At 71.3% G+C, this 2,430-nt stretch carries 2 protein-coding genes; one reads left to right on the forward strand and one right to left on the reverse strand.

Features of this window, described 5'->3' with window-relative positions; genetic code table 11:
- Nucleotides 1-16 precede the first annotated feature (16 nt).
- Nucleotides 17-313, reverse strand: a complete 297-nt coding sequence (locus VF697_RS02895; protein ID WP_331091928.1) for a tetratricopeptide repeat protein — start codon at nt 311-313, stop codon at nt 17-19.
- An 80-nt stretch (nt 314-393) separates the two neighbouring features.
- On the opposite strand from VF697_RS02895, the gene VF697_RS02900 reads away from it, so the two are divergent.
- On the forward strand, nt 394-2,430 hold a 2,037-nt coding region (locus tag VF697_RS02900; protein WP_331091929.1), incomplete at its 3' end, for an endonuclease MutS2.

The following is a 2,430-nucleotide window of genomic DNA, read 5'->3' on the forward strand; positions in this document are numbered from 1 at the left end:
GCTGGGGCTGCCCCCGCTATTCCCAGAGCAGCCCGCGCTGGTTGTGGAGCCGGGGGTTGTCGGGGGCCGCGGGGGCGGCCACGTCCAGGTGGGCCTCGGCCCGATCCAGGTCGGTTCCCAATTTCAACAACAGGCGCGCCGCCTCCAGCCGGGGAAGGGCCTCGGCGGGCCAGGCGCGGACAATGGCCTCCACGGCCTCCAGGGCCCCGGCGCTGTCGCCCTCGGCCTCTCGGGACAGGGCCGGTGTCAGGTCCCCGGACGGTGGGACGTCCATGGCCGCCGCGAGCGTCCCCGCTACCAGTAGCCAGAGCATGGCCGGCTGATACCAGAGCCGTCTCCGGCTGTCACAACCCACACTTCCTCTTGACGGCCGCCCGGCCGCGCATGAAACCCATGACCGTGCAGATCGCTCAGAGAACGCTCGAAGACCTTGGCTTCGCGGATGTGCTCCGCGCATTGGCCCACCGTTGTCGGACTGAACCGGGGAGGGAGCGCGCGCTCGCCCGGCCGTTCCTCGATTCCGAGGAGCAGGTAGCGGACGCCCTGGAGCTCGTCGCCGAGGCGCGGCGGTTGGGCCAGGAGCAGTTCTCCCTGCCGCTCGGCGGGGTGACGGACCTGCGCAACGCGATGGAGCTGGCCTCGAAGGGAGGCCTGCTGGAGCCCCGGCAGCTCATCGCGGGCGCGCAGCTGCTCTTCGCCTTCGTCCGCACCCGTGAGGCGCTGGAGGAGCGGCAGCACGTGGTGCCGCGGCTGGCGGCCATCTCCCGGCGGCTGCCGCTGCTGGAGTCGCTGGCGATGAAGATCGACCGGAGCTTCGAGGCCGACGGGGAGCTGTCCGATCGGGCCAGCCCCGAGCTGCGTGAGGCGCGAGACCGGGTGCGGGGGCTGCACCGGCGCATCAAGGGCCAGCTCGAGGAGATGCTCCACGACGAGAACTTCCTGCCGAAGCTGCGGGAGAACTACTACACCATCCGCAATGGGCGGTACGTGGTGCCGGTCGTCTCCAACTACCGGGGCGAGGTGCCGGGCATCGTCCACAACGCGAGCCAGACGGGGCAGACGCTCTTCGTCGAGCCCGAGCGGATGGTGGGCCTGGGCAACGACCTGGCCATCGCGCAGTCGGTGGTGGCGGAGGAGGAGCGGCGCATCCTCCAGGAGCTGACGAACCAGCTCGGGCGCGAGTCGGACAAGGTGCTCGAGGGCATTGCCGCGGTGGCCGAGCTGGACGAGGTGGAGGCGTCGGCGGTGCTCGCGGGAGACCTGCGGGCGCACACCCCCGAGTTCATCGGGGTGGAGAGCATGACGCTGCTGCGGCTGCGCCACCCGCGGCTGGTGCTCAAGGACATCGAGGTGGTGCCCAACGACGTGGAGATGCAGGGCGAGGCGCGGGCGCTGGTGGTGTCCGGCCCCAACGCGGGCGGCAAGACGGTGACGCTGACGGCGGTGGGCTTGTGCGCGCTGATGCTGCGGGCGGGCCTGCCGATTCCGGCGGGCGAGGGCTCGCGGATGCCGCTCTACCGCTCGGTGCACTCCACGGTGGGCGACGCGCAGGACCTGTCGCAGGGCCTGTCCACGTTCAGCGCGCACGTGGTGATGCTGCGCGACATCTCCCTGACGGTGGGCAAGAACTCGCTGGTGCTCATCGACGAGATCGCCGCGGACACGGATCCTCGCGAGGGCGCGGCCATCGCCATCGCCGTGCTGGAGGAGATGCTCACCAAGGGGGCGGTGGTGCTGGTGACCACGCACCTGGAGGAGCTCAAGGCGCTGGCGCACCTGGATCCGCGCTTCCTCAACGCGCGGGTGGGCTTCGACGTGAAGAAGATGGCGCCCACGTACAAGCTGCAGCTGGGCGCGGCGGGAGCGTCATCGGCCATCGAGGTGGCGGCGCGGATGGGGCTGCCGGCGCACATCTGCGAGCGAGCGCGAGACCTGGCGATGAACGCGGGAGGCGCGCTGGCCAAGGCGCTGGCGGCGACGGAGGAGGACCGCAGGAAGCTGCAGGAGGAGCTGGACCGGGCGAAGGTGGCGGCGGCGGAGGCCGAGCGGCTGCGCGCGCAGTTGGACGAGCAGAAGCAGCAGTTCGAGCGGGAGCGCAAGGCGCGGCTGATGCGTTTCAACGAAGAGGTGGCGGCGGCGAGCGACCAGGCGGCGACGGAGGTGCAGGAGCTGCTGAAGGTGCTGCGGTCGCAGTCGAACGAGAAGGCGGCGGCGGAGGCGCGGGCGCAGCTGCTGCAGCGGGCGGAGGAGGCCAACCAGCGCGCGAAGGCGGCGCGAGCGGAGCTGTTCCAGGTGGAAGCGCCACCGCCGCCCGAGCTGAAGGTGGGCGCGTGGGTGCGGCACTCGGGGTTGAACAAGGACGTGGAGATCCTCGAGGTGACGGGGGAGCAGGTGCTGGTGGCGGCGGGCATCATGAAGATGCGCGTGCCG

It is taken from the genome of Archangium sp., from assembly GCF_036388035.1.
Classification (GTDB): Bacteria; Myxococcota; Myxococcia; order Myxococcales; family Myxococcaceae; genus Archangium.

Coding starts and splice junctions, on each gene's coding strand:
- VF697_RS02895 (WP_331091928.1), bottom strand. CDS start 313: ATGCTCTGGCTACTGGTAGCGGGGACGCTCGCGGCGGCCATGGACGTC.